16 protein-coding genes are annotated in these 17,635 nt (G+C 63.1%); 3 read left to right on the top strand and 13 right to left on the bottom strand.

Features of this window, described 5'->3' with window-relative positions; all coding sequences use genetic code 11:
- Positions 1-52: 52 nt before the first annotated feature.
- Positions 53-268: a 30S ribosomal protein S21 gene (gene rpsU, locus QMX82_RS18415; RefSeq protein WP_007159750.1), complete on the bottom strand. Its 216-nt coding sequence runs from the start codon at positions 266-268 to the stop codon at positions 53-55.
- Positions 269-435: 167 nt separating this feature from the next.
- The gene (gene ltrA / locus QMX82_RS18410) at positions 436-2,124 is read right to left on the bottom strand and encodes a group II intron reverse transcriptase/maturase (RefSeq protein ID WP_064306812.1); all 1,689 of its coding nucleotides are present in this window, start codon (positions 2,122-2,124) and stop codon (positions 436-438) included.
- A gap of 1,164 nt (positions 2,125-3,288) precedes the next feature.
- Here ltrA and tsaD point away from each other — a divergent pair.
- Positions 3,289-4,314 (top strand): tRNA (adenosine(37)-N6)-threonylcarbamoyltransferase complex transferase subunit TsaD, encoded by a 1,026-nt coding sequence (tsaD, locus tag QMX82_RS18405; RefSeq protein ID WP_282286252.1) that lies wholly within the window; start codon positions 3,289-3,291, stop codon positions 4,312-4,314.
- A gap of 45 nt (positions 4,315-4,359) precedes the next feature.
- On the opposite strand, the gene plsY is transcribed toward tsaD, so the two are convergent.
- Positions 4,360-4,929 carry a glycerol-3-phosphate 1-O-acyltransferase PlsY gene (gene plsY, locus QMX82_RS18400; RefSeq protein WP_282286250.1) on the bottom strand — a complete coding sequence of 190 codons (570 nt, stop codon included), beginning with the start codon at positions 4,927-4,929 and terminating at the stop codon, positions 4,360-4,362.
- Positions 4,930-5,039: 110 nt separating this feature from the next.
- Between plsY and folB the strand changes: the two genes are divergently transcribed.
- On the top strand, positions 5,040-5,393 hold the full coding sequence (folB, locus tag QMX82_RS18395; protein WP_007159747.1) for a dihydroneopterin aldolase: 354 nt from the start codon (positions 5,040-5,042) through the stop codon (positions 5,391-5,393).
- Entirely contained in the window at positions 5,390-5,923 is a 534-nt protein-coding gene (gene folK, locus QMX82_RS18390) for a 2-amino-4-hydroxy-6-hydroxymethyldihydropteridine diphosphokinase (protein ID WP_208693628.1), read from the top strand. The genes folB and folK overlap by 4 nt, the downstream gene beginning before the upstream one ends.
- Before the next feature lie 350 nt (positions 5,924-6,273).
- On the opposite strand, the gene QMX82_RS18385 is transcribed toward folK, so the two are convergent.
- From QMX82_RS18385 to QMX82_RS18340, 10 genes are all read right to left on the bottom strand, one after another.
- A complete protein-coding gene (locus QMX82_RS18385) occupies positions 6,274-7,401 on the bottom strand; it encodes a multifunctional CCA addition/repair protein (RefSeq protein WP_282286247.1) in 1,128 nt (375 codons plus the stop codon).
- Between the two features lie 52 nt (positions 7,402-7,453).
- Entirely contained in the window at positions 7,454-8,995 is a 1,542-nt protein-coding gene (locus QMX82_RS18380) for a SpoVR family protein (RefSeq protein WP_282286246.1), read from the bottom strand.
- Positions 8,992-10,263, bottom strand: coding sequence for a YeaH/YhbH family protein (locus QMX82_RS18375; RefSeq protein WP_282286244.1), 1,272 nt, complete (start codon positions 10,261-10,263; stop codon positions 8,992-8,994). The genes QMX82_RS18380 and QMX82_RS18375 overlap by 4 nt, the downstream gene beginning before the upstream one ends.
- A 76-nt stretch (positions 10,264-10,339) precedes the next feature.
- Complete coding sequence (locus tag QMX82_RS18370) at positions 10,340-12,262, bottom strand: PrkA family serine protein kinase (protein WP_158891495.1); 1,923 nt, start codon at positions 12,260-12,262, stop codon at positions 10,340-10,342.
- Positions 12,263-12,622: 360 nt separating this feature from the next.
- Positions 12,623-12,952 (bottom strand): thiosulfate sulfurtransferase GlpE, encoded by a 330-nt coding sequence (gene glpE / locus QMX82_RS18365; protein ID WP_133861949.1) that lies wholly within the window; start codon positions 12,950-12,952, stop codon positions 12,623-12,625.
- Positions 12,949-13,770 carry a symmetrical bis(5'-nucleosyl)-tetraphosphatase gene (locus QMX82_RS18360; protein WP_282286242.1) on the bottom strand — a complete coding sequence of 274 codons (822 nt, stop codon included), beginning with the start codon at positions 13,768-13,770 and terminating at the stop codon, positions 12,949-12,951. Before QMX82_RS18360 ends, glpE begins: the two co-directional genes overlap by 4 nt.
- A 171-nt stretch (positions 13,771-13,941) precedes the next feature.
- Positions 13,942-14,328, bottom strand: coding sequence for a Co2+/Mg2+ efflux protein ApaG (gene apaG, locus QMX82_RS18355; protein ID WP_187980506.1), 387 nt, complete (start codon positions 14,326-14,328; stop codon positions 13,942-13,944).
- Between the two features lie 34 nt (positions 14,329-14,362).
- A complete protein-coding gene (gene rsmA, locus QMX82_RS18350; protein WP_282286238.1) occupies positions 14,363-15,154 on the bottom strand; it encodes a 16S rRNA (adenine(1518)-N(6)/adenine(1519)-N(6))-dimethyltransferase RsmA in 792 nt (263 codons plus the stop codon).
- 278 nt (positions 15,155-15,432) lie between these two features.
- The gene (gene pdxA, locus QMX82_RS18345; RefSeq protein ID WP_282286236.1) at positions 15,433-16,428 is read right to left on the bottom strand and encodes a 4-hydroxythreonine-4-phosphate dehydrogenase PdxA; all 996 of its coding nucleotides are present in this window, start codon (positions 16,426-16,428) and stop codon (positions 15,433-15,435) included.
- Positions 16,429-16,478: 50 nt separating this feature from the next.
- The coding region (locus tag QMX82_RS18340) for a peptidylprolyl isomerase (protein WP_282286234.1) at positions 16,479-17,635 on the bottom strand (1,157 nt) is incomplete at its 5' end.

Genomic DNA, 17,635 nt, shown 5'->3' with positions numbered 1-17,635 from the left:
ACAACCCGACCAGAGGTCGGGTTGTTTGATGACGCCAGAGAAACGCTGTAACTCAGTACAGACGCTCGCGACGGCGCTGTTCGCGCTGTACTTTCTTAGCGTGGCGCTTGACCGCGGCGGCAGCTTTACGCTTGCGCTCGGCGGTGGGCTTTTCGTAGAACTCGCGGCTACGAACTTCGGCCAGTACACCGGCCTTCTCGCAGGAACGCTTGAAACGACGCAGCGCTACGTCGAAGGGTTCGTTTTCTTTGACTTTGACGTTGGGCATCCAGGTCGTACCTTCAAATTTACCGAGGTTTAATCCAACGCTAGCGGCAAAAGGGCACGGGAAGCGTCGGTTTTTAGGTGGGTGGGAGCCAGCCATCGCTGACTGACTCCCCCCTAAGAACCGTACGTGCGTCTTTCAACGCTGACGGCTCAAGCCTTGTACAAAGCTCATGCGTGAGCCGGTTTGTCTACTGTCAAACCGCGTGCATGAAGCTGCTGGTGGCAAGTGGGGTGCAATAGTACGCGATTTTCCAAGCTGTCACCACCTCCGTTTGACCGAAAAATGATGTGATGGTCATGCCATCCGGTTTCTTGGGTTATCGGATTCTTGCACAGCTGACACAAGCCCTTCTGGCTGCTGTAGAGCGACGTCACCTGCGTCCGGTACTTCAGCTTCAAAAGCATCCGTCGTTGCCGCAAGATTTCGCCTTCAGCTTCCCAGGCCGGATCGAACGGGTTGTACTCCGCTGTCACCTTTATGTGCCGCTCAATCGCCATGCTCTCTAGTGAGTACAGGGCGACCTCCCGCTTTTTACCGTCCTCTCCTAGCACTACGGTGGCGAACCTTTTCTTGCCTTCTTCCCGAGCCAGGTAGTACCGCCTCCCGACCCAATCCAATGGCTTGTTGGGGTGTCGCCGTTTAGCCCAACGCCATACCGCATTGTAGATCCGATGATCCATGCGGCTGAACGCCTCCTTAGCTACCACGGGGCGGTGGTACATCGCCCAGCCCCGCAGCATCGGATTCAGCAGGTGGATGAGGTCCGCCTGTGTCACCGTCTTATGTCTACTGACGGCTTCCCGCACCTTGCTGTAGAACGCTTGCGCGTTTTTCCTGCTCGGTTTGATGAGGAGCTTCCCTTTGTATTTGCGGAAATTCCACCCTAGGAAGTCAAAGCCTCGGTCGATGTGCACAACGTGCGTTTTCTCCGGTGACAGTCGTAACCCGCGCGGGGCGAGGAACGCTTCCACCCAAGGTCTGACGACACCTTCCAGAAGCTCCTTAGAGTTTCCGGTAATGACGAAGTCATCCGCATACCGCACCACATTGACCTTTGGCGACTTGATCTTGAGCTTTTTAATGTGTTGCCTAAGCCCGATCTCAAGTCCGTCCAGTGTCATATTTGCCAAGGTGGGAGAGATGATTCCCCCCTGAGGCGTGCCGGCTTCCGTTGCCGATAGATGGCCTTTGTCTATGACGCCAGCCTTCAACCATTTTTGGAGTATCGCTCGGTCCATGGGGACCTTGCGGATCAGCCAGTCGTGGTTGATATGGTCGAAGCATCCCTGGATATCTGCCTCGAACACCCATCGGGCCGAGGCCTTTTTGGATAGTGAGACAAACAGCTGTCCCATTGCGTCCGCCGTAGACCGTTCAACCCTGAAGCCGTAGCTATTCGGGTCTGCGGTGGTTTCCGCGATGGGGGCTAGGGCAAGCAGATATAGCGCTTGCATTGCCCGATCCAGCATGGTCGGAATTCCCAGGGGGCGTTCCTTTCCATTGGCTTTAGGTATGTACACCCTTTTGAGGGGGCGTGGGCGATACCCGTGGCTCTTCAACCTACCTACTGCTTTCCATTTGGTGTCAGGTGTATCCCAAAGCTCGCGGTCGACTCCCGCCGTGCGCTTACCTTGGTTTTCAGTAACTCGCCGTACAGCCAAGAATCTGGCTGACTTAGAGCGGGTCAGCATCCTTTGCAGGGCCTTTGCTCTGCGCCATTTGCCTTCCCGACAAGCCTTCGCAATTCGCATCTGCATCCTTCGAACATTCCGCATGGTCCGACGCCAATCGACGTCGTGCCATTTGTGCGGAGTGCTGGAAAGCGCAGACACGTCTACAAGACCGAGCTCTTTCATGCTTCTTTCCTCTCCAGTGGGTTCACCCCTGAAGAGACGCACGTCCCCCCTGACGGGAGGAATACATCCCATCAGGAGATTGATTGCGGACCAAATACAACTTGGTCCTGGTGAATCGTAGAGACAAAGGTTAGCGAGAGGTCATGCGACGCAAGACCAGTGCGGAAGTCTGCCCGGTTTCCCGTGGGGTGATGTTTCAACCCCTATTCAGACGATTACAGCCTGACGTTCGCTTTCTCCGCTATCCCATACCCGCACCGCCAACAGGTTGCCTTGCGGCTTCCCTGCCCAGAGGGCAGCGATACGGGCTTACCACGTTCCCTGCCTGTCACACGACTGGGTTAGGACCTGCCTTTCCGCCGGAGATCACATTGACGACGTACCCCCAAACCCTACAGGAGTAACCGATCTCATACCGTTTGGTTCATGCCTATCAGCAGCTTTGGCACGGTTATCCTCACGACGTTTATCAGCAGTTCACATATGTTGCCCATACCAGCCAGCCTAGCGCCTCAACCCGGTTCTGCTCCGAGTATCCGCCCCACCACCTCGCGATGATGTGACGCCAAATGGGGCTACATTGTCAGTAGAGCTTCACACCCCACCGTTGCCAGTGACGCATGTCTACGTAGGCTACCGTTGGTCGCACAACGAGTCCGCTGCCACCCCTTTTTGGAGATGGTTGGACAATGACAAGCAGAGCTGTCGCTCTGTGCTTTGGAACAAGTACCCCCAATATCTCACGACAGTGGACAGATTCCATGCGCGAACGGATCTAGAGGATACTTGTGCCCTGAAGGGCGTAGGTATCGCCCTAGGGACTATTCGGAAGGTAGGAGAAGCGGAATTCCGCCATTTCCTATCGGTTGGGTTAGACCAAAGCCAAACCTCGCAATGCGATGATGGGCTGAGTGTCATAACTAACCAAAATCAGATACTTGTGCTGTTCTACAGGTTCGAACCCCCGGCATCGGGAATTCAGGTCTGATGGCACAGCTGCCGACCAAGCACAACACGAACCATGTCGTGTCGCACAGGGTTGCGGATAGTAACGCTTCAACTGCCCCGCTGCCAACCCCCGGCGGACGAAAAGCGCTGGCCGGTGCTGGAAGCGGCGCTTATCATGCGCAGCCTGACATTCTATACCCTCGAAGGCTTATCTCCATGCGTGTTCTGGGACTGGAAACGTCCTGCGATGAAACCGGCGTCGCTCTCTACGACAGCGAGCGCGGTCTGCTGGCCGATGCGCTGTTCAGCCAGATCGATCTGCATCGCGTCTACGGTGGCGTGGTACCGGAGCTGGCCTCGCGCGATCACGTCAAGCGCATGCTGCCGCTGATCCGCGAAGTGCTGGAAGAGGCGGGCAGCCGTCCCGCGGACGTGGACGCCATCGCCTATACCGCCGGCCCCGGCCTGGTCGGCGCCCTGCTGGTGGGCGCAGCCTGCGCCCAGGCGCTGGCGCTGGCCTGGGGCGTGCCTGCCCTGGGCGTCCACCATATGGAAGGTCATCTGCTGGCGCCCATGCTCGAAGAGCAGCCGCCGCAATTCCCCTTCGTCGCCCTGCTGGTGTCCGGTGGCCATACCCAGCTGGTGCGGGTCGATGGCATCGGCCGCTACAGCGTGTTGGGCGAGTCCCTGGACGATGCCGCCGGTGAGGCCTTCGACAAGACCGCCAAGCTGCTGGGTCTGAGCTATCCCGGTGGGCCGGAGATCGCCCGTCTGGCCGAGCGTGGCGTCGTGGGGCGGTTCGTCTTTCCGCGGCCCATGACCGATCGGCCTGGTCTGGACTTCAGCTTCAGCGGCCTCAAGACCTTTACCCTCACCACCTGGCAGCGCTGCCGGGCGGCCGGTGACGACAGCGAGCAGACCCGGTGCGACATCGCCCTGGCCTTCCAGACGGCGGTGGTCGAGACCCTGGCGATCAAGTGCAAACGCGCGTTGAAGCAGACCGGGCTCAAGTCGCTGGTGATCGCCGGAGGCGTCAGTGCCAACCGGGCGCTGCGGCAGAACCTGGAGCAGATGCTCGGCGAGCTGGGCGGCCAGGTCTTCTATGCGCGGCCGCGCTTCTGCACCGACAACGGCGCCATGATCGCCTACGCCGGTTGCCAGCGCCTGCTGGCCGGCCAGCAGGAAGGTCCGGCCATCGCCGTCAAGGCACGCTGGCCCATGGAGCAGTTGGCGGCGCTCTGAGACGGGCGGAGGGCGTCGCCGGGTAATCCCCGGGCGGCGCCAGGGTCAAAAATGACGCTCGGTGCCCTGGCGCAGGGCGCGCAGATTGTGTCGGTGGCGAATCAGGATGAGCAGGGCGAGCAGCAGCATCGGCGCCAGCAGATCCGCACGTTGCCAGGCCAACAGCGGCAGGATGCCGAGCACGGCGACCAGCGATGCCAGGGAGGCGATCCTCAGGCTGGCGAACACCGCAGCCCAGAGCACCAGCCCCAGCAGGGCCGCCGGCGGATAGAGGCCGAGCAGCAGCCCGGCCGCCGTGGCGACGCCCTTGCCACCACGGAAATGGAAGTACAGCGGATAGAGATGGCCGACCACGGCGGCCAGCCCGATCCAGGCCTGCTGCAGGGGTGACAGTCCCAGCTGCTGGGCGATGAGCACGGGAATCAGACTCTTGCTCAGGTCACCGGCTAGGGTCAGCAGCGCCAGCTTGCGCCCGGCCAGGCGCAGCATGTTGCTGGCGCCGGGATTGCCGGAGCCGTCGTGACGCGGGTCGCGGGTGCCGAACAGGCGACTGAGCAGCACGGCGAAGGACAGCGAGCCCAGCAGATAGGCCAGCAGGAGCAGCAGCCAGAACATGGTAGGGTTCCGCGCCAGGAGAAGGCTCGATTCTACCGACAGCCCGCCGCCCGACGATAGGCCGGCGGCGACGATCACACAGAGCACGGCAAAGGTGCGAGGCAAAGGCAGTGGACAAGGTTTTCATCGAGGGACTCGAGGTCGACACCGTGATAGGGGTGTATGACTGGGAGCGTGACATCCGCCAGTGCCTGCGCATCGATCTCACCATGGGCTGGGATATCCGCGCGGCGGCGGCGAACGACGAACTCGAACACACCCTGAACTATGCGGCGGTGGCCGAGCGCATCACCGCCTTTGCCCACGAGACCGCCTTCGAGCTGGTGGAGACCTTTGCCGAGCGCCTGGCTGCGCTGTTGCAGGCGGAATTCAAGCTGCCCTGGCTGCGCCTGCGCATCACCAAGCCCGGCGCGGTGCCGACCGCCCGTGGTGTGGGCGTGGAGATCGAGCGGGGGCAGGCGTGACCCGGGTCTATCTGGGGCTGGGCAGCAATATCCAGCGCGAGCAGCACCTGGGCATGGCCCTGGACGAACTCGCTGAACTGCTGACCGCCATGCAGTGCTCGCCGGTGTTCGAAAGCGAGGCGGTGGGTATCCGCAGCGCGCCCTTCTTCAATCTGGTGGTGGCGGGTGACACGGCGCTCGACCCGGCGGCCCTGAGTCAGAGACTCAAGGCCATCGAAACCCGCAGCGGTCGCTATGCGCCGGATCGTCAGGGCCTGCCCCTGGACATCGACATCCTGCTGCATGGCGACCTGACCGGCGAATTCGCCGGTCTGACCCTGCCGCGCGCCGAGATCCTGCGCAACGCCTTCGTGCTCTGGCCGCTGGCCCTGCTGGCCGGCGAGCGGCGGCATCCGGACAACGGCCGCCGGCTCGATGAGCTGTGGCAGGAGATGCGCGGCGAGACCACCCAGGTGTTGCGGCCGGTGGCTTTCAGCTGGAAGGGTCTGGAACTGACGCCCGACGCGTTGCTCAACGCCGATCTGGTATAGCGCGGCGGTCGCCGACCTGCGCTGCGCTCAGCGCCAACCTACGGGTTGGGTAGGTTGGGTTGAGACGGTTCCATCGTCGAAGCCCAGCGGTGTCGCGTGGTGGCTGGTGGCTGGTGGCGGGGGTGTTGGGCTTCGCTGCGCTCAGCGCCAACCTACGGGTCGGGTAGGTTGGGTTGAGACGGCTCTATCGTCGAAGCCCGACGATGCCGCGTGGTGGCGGGATGTTGGGCTTCGCTGTGCTCAGCGCCAACCTACGGGTCGGGTAGGTTGGGTTGAGACGATTCCATTATCGAAGCCCAACGATGCCGCGTGGTGGCGGGGGTGTTGGGCATCGCTGTGCTCAACCCAACCTACGAAAGCTGAGCCAGGGCGTCGATGCGGGCCTGCCTGAGCGCTTCGCCCAGGGCTGCGCCCTTGAAGCCCTGGGCGACCAGGGGCTGGACCTCGACTCCACGCAACACCTCGGCTGCTTGACGCAGCAAGGCCAGCGGTGGCTCGCCTTCTTCGGTCCTGACCGCCGCCGCACAGGCGCAGGTCTGGAGGAATTCCTCGAAGCGCGCCGGGCGGCGCAGCACATCGAACCCCTGTAGCAGCTCGAACCAGGCCTCCGGCGTCAGCTGCCGGGCCTGCAGGGCCGTGGGTCTATGACGTGCCAGCAACAGTGCCAGCTCGGCGGGATCACGTGGGACCTTGAGGCGGGCACTGATGGCCGCGTGCTTCTCTTCCGGCACATCGAGCAACAGGCAGGCCCAGCGTACGTTCAGCGAGGCCTGGACCTCGGCGCTCTGGCGCAGGGTGGCAGAGACCCGGGCGCCCGGTTCGGGCTGCTCGCCAGCGAACCCGGCAGCCACCTCCGGCAGCAGCGCAGTCAGGGCGCCGCAGTCGTGCAGCACCCGAATGAAGACATCGGGCCGCTCTTCGAGCAGGGCGCGCGAGATTTCCTTCCACAATCGCTCGGCGGTCAGGGCATCCAGCTCGCCGCTGGCGACCATCTCCTGCATCAGCAGCAGCGTTTCGGGAGCCACCTGGAAACCCAGGCTGCAATAGCGGGCGGCGAAACGGGCGACGCGCAGCACGCGCAATGGATCTTCGGCGAAGGCGGGCGAGACGTGACGCAACAGGCGCGCCTGAAGATCCGCGCGTCCGCCATAGGGGTCGATGACCTGGCCATCGTCGTCTTCGGCCATGGCATTGACGGTCAGGTCGCGGCGGATCAGATCCTGTTCCAGGGTTACGTCGGGTGTGGCGTGGAAGGTGAAGCCACCATAGCCGCGCCCGCTCTTGCGTTCGGTACGGGCGAGGGCGTATTCCTCGCCGGTCCGGGGATGCAGGAACACCGGGAAGTCGGCGCCCACGGGACGATAACCCTGGGCGGCGAGGGCTTCGGCAGTGGCGCCCACCACGACCCAGTCGACTTCGGTCACCGGTCGGCCGAGCAGGCGATCGCGCACGGCGCCGCCCACCTTGTAGATTTGCATAGAAAAAGACCTCCTTGCGGAGGTCTAGGATAGCCCGAAAGACCGGCTCGGCTCAGATCGGCGAAGCCAGATCCAGGCGCCGGTTATGGTCGCGGCTCTCGTGGCGGGGCGGAACCTGGAAGCTGTGGGTGACATCTTCGCCCCTCATGCTTTCCAGGCGGATGTCGAACCCCCAGAGCCGGTGCAGGTGCTTGAGCACCTCGTCCGTGGAGTTGCCCAGCGGCTTGCGGTCATGCTGGAAGTGGCGAAGGGTGAGCGAACGATCGCCACGCCGGTCCACGTTCCAGATCTGCACATTGGGCTCGCGATTGCCCAGGTTGTACTGGGCGGCGAGTTGCTCGCGGATCAGACGATAGCCGCCGTCGTCGTGGATGGCCGCCACCTCCAGTTCGTCTCGCTGGTCGTCATCGAGGATGCTGAACAGCTTGAGGTCGCGGATCACCTTGGGCGAGAGGTACTGCAGGATGAAGCTTTCGTCCTTGAAGCTCTTCATGGCGAAGGTGACGGTGGCCAGCCAGTCGCTGCCGGCGATGTCGGGGAACCAGCGGCGGTCTTCCTCCGTAGGGTCCTCGCAGATGCGCCGGATGTCGCGGAACATGGCGAAGCCCAGGGTGTAGGGGTTGATGCCGCTGTAGTAGGGGCTGTCGAAGCCCGGCTGGTAGATCACCCCGGCGTGGGATTGCAGGAACTCGAACATGAAGCCTTCGGTGACCAGGCCCTCGTCGTAGAGATCGTTGAGCAGGGTGTAGTGCCAGAAGGTGGCCCAGCCTTCGTTCATCACCTGGGTCTGGCGCTGGGGATAGAAGTACTGGGCGATCTTGCGCACGATGCGGATCACCTCGCGCTGCCAGGGCTCCAGCAGCGGCGCGTGCTTTTCCACGAAATAGAGGATGTTTTCCTGGGGTTCGCTGGGGAAGCGCGCCCCTTCGTCATGCGACTCCTTGCCGGCCATCTTGGGAATGGTCCGCCAGAGGTCGTTGACCTGGCGCTGCAACTGCTCTTCGCGCTCCTTCTGCCGCTGGCGTTCCTCGGCGGCGGAGATGGGATAGGGCCGCTTGTAGCGATCCACCCCGTAGTTCATCAGCGCATGGCAGGAATCCAGCAGCTCCTCCACGGCATCGATGCCATGGCGTTCCTCGCACTGGGTGATGTACTGCTTGGCGAACACCAGGTAGTCGATGATGGAGCTGGCATCGGTCCAGGTGCGGAACAAATAGTTGCCCTTGAAGAAGCTGTTGTGACCGTAGCAGGCATGGGCGATCACCAGCGCCTGCATGGTCATGGTGTTCTCTTCCATGAGATAGGCGATGCAGGGATCGGAGTTGATCACGATCTCGTAGGCCAGGCCCATCTGGCCACGGCTGTAGTGCTTCTCGGTGTGCAGGAAGTGCTTGCCGTAGGACCAGTGGTTGTAGCCGATGGGCATGCCGACGGAGGCATAGGCATCCATCATCTGCTCGGCGGTGATCACCTCGATCTGGTTGGGATAGGTGTCCAGCGCATAGCGCTTGGCGATCCGGGCGATCTCCCGGTCGTAGGTCTGGATCAGCTCGAAGGTCCATTCCGAGCCGGTGGAGATGGGCTCACGTTTCATGACACGAGTCTCCGCTGGAACAGTTCGCGGAACACGGGATAGATATCCCCCGCCGAGACGATCTGCTGCTGCGAGAAGGAATCCGGGAAGGCGCCACGGACGTTCTCGTATTCGTACCACAGCGCCTGGTGCTCGCGCGGGGTGATCTCTACATAGGTGTAGTACTGCATGAACGGCAGGATCTGCTTGGTCAGGATCTCCCGGCAGAGGGGCGAGTCGTCGTTCCAGTTGTCGCCGTCGGAGGCCTGGGCGGCATAGAGATTCCACTCGTTGACCGGATAGCGCTCGGCCATGACCTCCTGCATCAGCTTGAGGGCGCTGGAGACGATGGTGCCGCCGGTCTCCCGGGAGTAGAAGAACTCTTCCTCGTCCACTTCCTTGGCACTGGTGTGGTGCCGGATGAACACCACCTCGATGCGCTCGTAGTTACGCTTGAGAAACAGGTAGAGCAGGATGTAGAACCGCTTGGCGATGTCCTTGGTGGCCTGGGTCATGGAGCCGGAGACGTCCATAAGGCAGAACATCACCGCCTTGGAGCTGGGACTGGGTTGCTTGGACAGCAGGTTGTACTTGAGGTCGAAGGTGTCGAGGAAGGGGACCTTGTCGATGCGCGCGCGCAGCCGCTCGATCTCGGCCTCCAGTGCCTGGATGTCGCCCAGGTTGTCGGGTTCCTCCACTCGCAGCCGCGCCAGCTCCGCCCTGGCTTCGCGCAGTTTTTTGCGACTGCCGCCGGAAAGGGCGATGCGCCGCGCATGGGAGGCGCGCAGGGTACGGATGATGTTGATGCGGGCAGGATTGCCCTCGTTGCTGATGCCGGCGCGGACCGTCTTGAAGGTGTCGGTGCCGGTCAGCTGCTTCTTGACCAGGTTGGGCAGCTCCAGGTCCTCGAACATGAAGTCGAGGAATTCATCCTGGGTGATCTGGAAGGCGAATTCGTCCATGCCTTCGCCACTGTTGCTGGCCTTGCCCTGGCCCTGACCACCGCCGCCGCCCTGGGGGCGGGCGATGCGCTCCCCGCTGACGAACTCCTTGTTGCCCGGGTGGACGATGGTCTGGCGGCCGCCCTTGCCCTGATAGAGGGCGGGTTCGTCGATATCGCGGGCAGGAATGCTGATCTGCTCGCCATGTTCCATGTCGGTGATGGAGCGCCGGCTCACGGCTTCCTCGACCGCCTTCTTGATGTGCTCACGATAGCGCCGCAAAAACCGCGTGCGGTTCACCGTGCTCTTGTTCTTGCCGTTTAGACGCCGGTCGATGACATAGCTCATACAGGCCCTCCGGGCTATTGCAGGACACCACGACGACGCGGCTGGCGCGTCGTCGCGGGTTCAGCCTCAGGCTGCCTTACTGCGACTTGCGTACCCGTGAATACCACTCGGACAGCAGTCGTACCTGCTTCTCGGTGTAGCCGCGCTGGACCATGCGGGTCACGAAGTCGCTGTGCTTCTGCTGATCTTCCTTGCTGGCCTTGGCATTGAAGCTGATGACCGGCAGGAGTTCCTCGGTGTTGGAGAACATTTTCTTCTCGATCACCGCGCGCAGCTTCTCGTAGGACAGCCAGCTCGGATTCTTGCCGTTATTGTTGGCACGGGCGCGCAACACGAAGTTGACGATTTCGTTGCGGAAATCCTTCGGATTGCTGATGCCGGCCGGTTTCTCGATCTTCTCCAGTTCCTCGTTGAGCGAGGCACGGTTGAGGATCTCGCCGGTTTCCGGATCGCGGTATTCCTGATCCTGGATCCAGAAGTCCGCGTAGAGCACGTAGCGGTCGAAAATGTTCTGGCCGTATTCGCTGTAGGACTCGAGGTAGGCGGTCTGGATCTCCTTGCCGATGAATTCCACGTAGCGCGGTGCCAGGTATTCCTTGATGAATCTCATGTAGCGCTCGCGAGTCTCGGCCGGGAACTGCTCGGCTTCGATCTGCTGCTCCAGCACATAGAGCAGGTGCACCGGGTTGGCCGCGATCTCGTTGGCGTCGAAGTTGAACACCCGCGAGAGGATCTTGAAGGCGAAGCGCGTGGAAAGCCCGTTCATGCCCTCGTCGACACCGGCGCTGTCGCGGTATTCCTGGATCGACTTGGCCTTGGGATCGGTGTCCTTGAGGTTTTCGCCGTCGTAGACGCGCATCTTCGAATAGATGTTGGAGTTTTCCGGTTCCTTGAGGCGCGAGAGCACCGAGAACTGGGCCAGCATCTTCAGGGTGTCCGGCGCGCAATGGGCGTTGGCCAGGGAGCTGTTGACCAGCAGCTTGTCGTAGATGTGGATCTCGTCGGAGACGCGCAGGCAGTAAGGCACCTTGACGATGTAGATCCGGTCGATGAAGGCCTCGTTGTTCTTGTTGTTGCGGAAGGTGTGCCACTCGGATTCGTTGGAGTGGGCCAGGATGATGCCGCTGTAGGGCAGCGCGCCGAGGCCCTCGGTGCTGTTGTAGTTGCCTTCCTGGGTCGCGGTCAGCAGAGGGTGCAGGACCTTGATCGGGGCCTTGAACATCTCCACGAATTCCATCAGGCCCTGGTTGGCGCGGCACAGGGCGCCGGAGTAGCTGTAGGCATCCGCATCGTTCTGCGGGTATTCCTCCAGCTTGCGGATGTCCACCTTGCCCACCAGGGCGGAAATGTCCTGGTTGTTCTCGTCGCCCGGCTCGGTCTTGGCGATGGCGATCTGATTGAGGATGGAGGGGTAGAGCTTGACCACCCGGAACTTGCTGATGTCGCCGCCGAATTCCTGCAGCCGCTTGGCCGCCCAGGGCGACATGATGCTGCGCAGGTAGTGGCGGGGAATGCCGTAGTCCTCTTCGAGGATCTGGCCGTCCTCGTCGGGATTGAACAGCCCCAGGGGCGATTCGAACACCGGCGAGCCCTTGATAGCGTAGAAGGGGACCTTCTCGATCAGGTGCTTGAGTTTTTCCGCGAGGGACGATTTGCCGCCACCCACCGGGCCGAGCAGATAGAGGATCTGCTTCTTCTCTTCCAGACCCTGCGCCGCGTGGCGGAAATAGGACACGATCTGCTCGATGCAGTCTTCCATGCCATGGAAGTCGGCAAAGGCGGGGTAGCGGCGGATGACCTTGTTGGAAAAGATGCGGGACAGGCGTGAGTCGCTGGTGGTGTCCACCAGTTCGGGTTCGCCGATGGCCATGAGCATGCGCTCGGCGGCACTGGCAAAGGCGGTACGATCCTTCTTGCAGATCTCAAGGTATTCCTGAAGGGAATACTCTTCCTGGCGAGTCGCTTCAAAACGCCCCTGGAAGTGACTGAAAATGCTCATGACGTCTCCTCGCTGGATACCCTGGACCAGCTTGGAATCGATGCCTGGAGCCTTGCCTTGCTGCCGGTGGGGAGCGGTCATGCCGGGCGACGAAAGATAACGTCCCTAATACCTTCGTTGTCGTCTTGCCTAATCGATCCGCCTGCAGAAGTAGGGTTGGGTTTCGAGAGACGCAAGAAGGAGACCGATGGAGACGGTCCCCCTGGAATTCCCCCGAATCTCCAGTGGTTACACCGATGGTCCAAAGCCGGTTATCGAACCCGCCGTTTCCGGAGGGCCTGATTCCAGAATAGTCCTATCTGCGAGATGTGGAAGAGCCAATTCGGTTTATTCTTGTAACCACAGCGTCAAGCCATTGTGTTAAACGGCCTCGCCACTTTCGGTCTGCTCGGGATAGCGGGTGCGCCAGTTTTCGAAGCCGCCGTCGACGCTGTAGACCTGGCTGAAGCCCTGGCCGGCCAGAAAGGCCGCCGCGCTCTGACTGGAGTGACCGTGGTAGCAGAACACCAGCAGCGGCGCGTCGAGATCGGCGGCAGCGATGAAGTCGTGGATGTTCTGGTTGTCGAGACGCTGGGCGCCGGCGACGTGCAGGGTGGCGTAGCTGTGCGGGTCACGGATGTCGACGATCCGCGCGCCCTCGCTGCGCAGTTCCAGTGCCCGTTCCGGGGAGATACAGGTGAATTCGCTCATTTCTTCTCCTTGCAACTGCAGAGATGACGGCGGTTACCGTCGACGTCGAGCAGGGTCATGTCGCCGCCCCAGACGCAGCCGCTGTCGAGCGCCTCGACATTGGGCGCCGCGCAGCGACCCTTGAGCGCGGCCCAGTGGCCGAACAGGATGCGCACGTCGCGGGTCAGCCGATGATCGTGGCTGAACCAGGGGGCGAAACCGGCCGGCGCGCTGTCCAGGCCTTCCTTGCTCTTGAATTCCAGGCGACCTTCCGGGCTGCAGAATCTCATGCGCGTCAGGTAGTTGGTGATCAGGCGCAGGCGCTCCTGGCCCTGCAGCTCATCTTGCCAGAGCGCCGGCTCGTTGCCATACATCTGCTCGAGAAAGGGCACATGGGCCTGGTCATCACGCAACACGGCTTCCACTTCGCCAGCCAGGCTCAGGGCCTGGGCCAGCGTCCATTGCGGCGGCAGACCGGCGTGGACCAGTACGCAGTTGCGGCCGGCATCGTGCTGCATCAGCGGCAGGTGGCGCAGCCAGTGCAGCAACTCGTCGCGGTCGGGCGCGGCGAGGATGTCGCTCAGGGTGTCCTGCTTCTTCAGCCTGGCGCCGCCCAGGGCCACCGCCAGCAGGTGCAGGTCGTGATTGCCCAGAACGCTGACCAGCGAATCGCGCATCCCGTACAGGTATCTCAGGGTTTCCAGGGACTGAGGTCCGCGATTGACCAGATCACCCACCAGCCAGAGGCGGTCCTGCGCGGGATCGAAGCGGGCCTCGTCGAGGAGGCATTTGAGCGGGTCGAGGCAACCTTGCAGGTCGCCAACGGCGTACAGCGTCATCGGGACTCCTGGTGTGGGGTTTTAGAAGTTCGCGCAAGTTTTGGCGAGTGATTTTTTGGTCTGGGCCAGGCGCTGCGACGAGTCATAGCAGGGCTATGGCGAGGAGTAGCAACGCTGCCCAGGGCGAAAAAGCGCCGCCAAAATTGTGTAGATAACTTCTGAAACACCACACTAGTGCAGCGAGCCGGGTACGGCCAGGCGGAAGGTGGGGATGGTGGCCTCGAAGGTATGGCCATCGCTGGCGACCATCTGGTAGCTGCCCCTCATGCTGCCCACCTGGGTCGGCATCAGGGTGCCGCTGGAATAGCTGTGGGTTTCGCCCGGTGCGATCAGCGGTTGCTCGCCCACCACGCCCGGGCCGCGCACTTCCTGCGCCTCGCCATTGCCGTCGGTGATGATCCAGTGGCGGCTGAGCAGCTGCGCCGGCAGCCGGCCGTCATTGCGGATGCTCACGTCGTAGGCGAAGGCGTAGCGCTCCTGGCTGGCGCTGGATTGTTCGGGCAGGTAGCGGGTGGTGACCTGCACGGTGATGAGGTAGCGCGGATCGGGCTCGGTCACAAAAGGATTCTCGGCAGATACGGATGGAAGGGCTTCAGCTGGACGCCAGCTGGTTGGCCAGGCGCACATAGGCGGCCAGGTCCAGCTGCTCCGGACGCAGCCCCGGGTCGACGTCGGCGGCTTCGATGGCGGCGCTGTCCAGGGTGCCCTTGAGGGTGTTCCTGAGGGTCTTGCGCCGCTGGCCGAAGGCCTCGCGAACGACGCGCTCGAGCAGCACCGGATCGCGCGCCACATAGGGTCGCTCGGTGTGGGGCACCAGGCGCACGATGGCCGAATCCACCTTGGGCGGCGGATTGAAGGCGCCCGGACCGACGTTGAACAGGTGCTCCACGCGGCAGTGGTACTGGACCATGATCGACAGCCGCCCCCAGTCGCCATTGCCGGGCACCGCGGCCAGGCGTTCCACCACTTCCTTCTGCAGCATGAAGTGCATATCGGCGATGATGTCGGCGAAGCTGAGCAGGTGAAAGATCAGCGGCGTGGAGATGTTGTAGGGCAGGTTGCCCACCACCCGCAGTCGATCGCCGGCGGCGATGCTGGAGAGGTCGTATTTCATGGCGTCACCCTGGTGCAGGGTGAACAGCGGATTGAGGCCGAACTTGAGTCGGAGCAGGGGAATCAGGTCCTGGTCCAGCTCGATGACGTCGAGCCGGGCGCCACTGCCGAGCAGCCCTTCGGTCAGGGCGCCCTGGCCCGGCCCGATCTCCAGCAGGCGCTCGCCGGGTCGCCCGTGGATGGCGCGCAGGATGCGGTGGATCACCCCGGCGTCGTGCAGGAAGTTCTGGCCGAACCTCTTGCGGGCGCGGTGTTGGTAGAGCTCGGTCATCAGGTGCTCCGGCGCAGGCAGCAGGCCTGCAATTTCAAGACGGCAAAGACCCACCAGTTTAGCAGACCCTTTACCGTCATCGGAGCGCTTAGAGCCTGTTCATAACCTGCTGCGCGTCGGCCAAGCTGCGTTGAAAAGACCCTGGAAGGCCAGCTCCGTCGGAGATGCTCATTTACCCTTCGTAAACTCGCCCGCGAGTCCGATCCGCTTCCTCAGGGCTTTTTGCGGGGCCGCCCAGGCCTTGTTTGTCTCAAGCTCGCGAGGTTGTGAACAGCCTCTTAAGTCACCGAACGGCGATGGGCCGCCATGCTGTAGGCGGTCTCCAGGGCGACCTTCAGACTGCCGGTATCGATGCGTCCGCTGCCGGCCAGGTCGAGGGCGGTGCCATGGTCGACCGAGGTGCGGATGATCGGCAGGCCCAGGGTCACGTTGACCGCGGCGCCGAAACCCTTGTGCTTGAGCACCGGCAGGCCCTGGTCGTGATACATGGCCAGGACTGCGTCGCAGTGCTCGAGGTGCTTGGGTGTGAAGAGGGTGTCGGCGGGCAGCGGCCCGATGAGGTCGAGGCCTTCGGCGCGTAGACTGTCCAGCGCCGGCTCGATGATCTCGATCTCCTCACGGCCCAGGTGACCGCCTTCGCCGGCATGGGGATTGAGGCCGCAGACCAGGATGCGCGGCCGCGCCACGCCGAAATAGCGCTGCAGATCGCCATGCAGGATGCGGGTCACGTCCAGCAGTGTCTGGCGATCGATGGCATCGGCCACCTCGCGCAGTGGCAGATGGGTGGTGACCAGGGCCACTCTCAGGCCGGCCGTTGCCAGCAGCATCACCACCTGGGGAGTATGGGTCAGCTCGGCAAGAAATTCGGTGTGGCCGGAAAAGGCCACGCCGCCGTCGTTGATCACGCCCTTGTGCACCGGCGCGGTGATCATCCCGGCAAAGGTGCCGTCGAGACAGCCCTGGCCGGCGCGGGTCAGGGTGTCCAGGACATAGGCGGCATTGGCGGTATCGAGCTGGCCGGTCACCACCGGGGCACCCAGCGGGGTATCCCAGACATAGAGCGCACCGGCGGGTGCCGGGCGGTCGGGCCAGGCCGTGGGAGCGACCTCGATGAGCTCGATGGCGAGTCCCAGCTCGATCGCGCGGGCGGCCAGGAGGTCGCGGCTGGCGATGGCGATCAGGGCGTGGGGCTGGGCCACGCGGGCCAGCAGCAGGCAGAGGTCGGGACCGATACCGGCGGGCTCACCGGGGGTCAGGGCGAAGCGCAGGGCCATGGCGGGCTCCGGAAACAAGAAGGCCGCAGGGGGTGCCTGCGGCCTTGGGGTTACTGCTTGATCTCGACGTAGGCTTCGTCGCGGATCTGGCGCAACCAGGTCTGCAATTCCTGGTCGTACTTGCGGCTACGCAGGAGATTCAACGCCTGCTGCTCGCGCGCCTGCTGGGTGTTGTCGGTGGCCCGACGGCCCAGGACTTCCAGAATGTGCCAGCCGAAGGCGGTGCGGAACGGCTGCGACAGCTGGTTGACCGGCGAGTTGTTCATAACCTCGCGGAATTCCGGGACCAGGGATTCCGGATTGATCCAGCCCAGGTCGCCGCCATTGAGCGCCGAGCCCGGATCTTCCGAGAAGCTCTTGGCCAGGGTGGCGAAGCTTTCGCCGTTCTGGATGCGCTCGCGCAGGCGCGCCGCTAGACGCTGGGTCTCGGCGTCGCTGCGCACGGCATTGGGCTTGAGCAGGATGTGCCGGACGTGCACCTCGTCGACGATGCTGGCCTCGCCTCCGCGCTTCTCCTCCACCTTGAGGATCACGAAGCCGCCGGGCACGCGCACCGGTTGGGTGATGCCGCCGACGCCGACACTGCCGATCAGGCGATCGAAGGGCGGGGGCAGCTGGGCAGCCTTGCGCCAGCCGATCTCGCCGCCGTCGAGGGCGTTGTCACCGGCCGAGCGGGCAATGGCCAGCTGGTTGAAGTCGGCGCCCTGGCGCAGCTGGTTGTAGGTGTCCTGGGCCTGGCGCGCGGCGGCGTCGAGACCGGCGGTGCCGGCGTTGTCCGCTGCCGGGATCAGGATGTTGGCCAGGCGATACTCTTCGGACAGCTGCAGCTTGCCCAGGTCCGAGGCGAGGAAGTTCTGCACCTCCTGCTGGGTGACCTGCACGCGCTGACCGACCTGACGCTGACGCACCCGGCTGATCATCATCTCGCGGCGGACCTGCTCGCGGGCGGCGTCGTAGGAGAGACCGTCGCGGGCCAGGGCCTTGCGGAAGTCGGCCACGCTCAGGCCATTGCGCTGGGCGATGGTGGCCACGGCCTGGTTGAGCTCTTCGTCGGAGATCTTCACGCCCATGCGCCCGGCCAGCTGCATCTGGATGTCTTCCAGGATCAGCCGTTCGAGCACCTGCTGGCGCAGCTCGCTTTCCGGCGGCGGGGGGGCGGCCGGCCGGGGGGGGGGGGGGGTCTGTCGGGGGGGTGGGGTGGGGGGGG

Source organism: Pseudomonas sp. PS02302, from assembly GCF_029959585.1.
In the GTDB taxonomy this organism is placed as follows: Bacteria; Pseudomonadota; Gammaproteobacteria; order Pseudomonadales; family Pseudomonadaceae; genus Chryseomonas; species Chryseomonas aestiva.
Note: the sequence above shows the minus strand (reverse complement) of the source record. Positions and strands in the feature narration are given on the sequence as shown.